We start from the raw sequence: 375 nt of genomic DNA, 5'->3' as shown, positions 1-375 counted from the left end.
CCCAGAGGCCGACCAGGTGCGCGTGCAGGACTTCCTCGGCTTCCTCTGCGGCCAAGTGGCCTATGAGCACATGGGTGGTGAGGCCGTCGGCGAGGGCGAGCAGGGTACGAGCCTCGCGCTGCGGGTCGGACGGCGTAGCGCCTTCGTCGGCCGACCCGCTCTCGGTGGCCTCCGTGATGAGGCGGACGAGGAGGTTCTGGAGGGCCGCGTAGCTGGTTCTCAGCGGGCCGGCGAGTGGCTCGCTGACAGCGGCCTGAGCGACGAACGCGAGCCAGATCCGTGCTTCGGCGCGGTGCTCTTCGCGGAGCAGGGCGATTTCGTCGGCTGCGTGGCTCAGGGCGGTGGCGGCCGACTGGGCCGGGCTTGCGGCCAGGC

General features: G+C 71.7%; 1 protein-coding gene. It reads right to left on the bottom strand.

From position 1 onward, the window contains the following. Positions 1-375: TetR family transcriptional regulator C-terminal domain-containing protein (locus tag J0695_RS43125; protein ID WP_206970243.1), on the bottom strand; the 375-nt coding region annotated here is incomplete at both ends.

The organism is Streptomyces beijiangensis (genome assembly GCF_017315755.1).
GTDB classification, from domain to species: Bacteria; Actinomycetota; Actinomycetes; order Streptomycetales; family Streptomycetaceae; genus Streptomyces; species Streptomyces beijiangensis.
The sequence above is the reverse complement of the archived record's forward strand: the minus strand, read 5'-3'. Positions and strand labels throughout refer to the sequence as shown.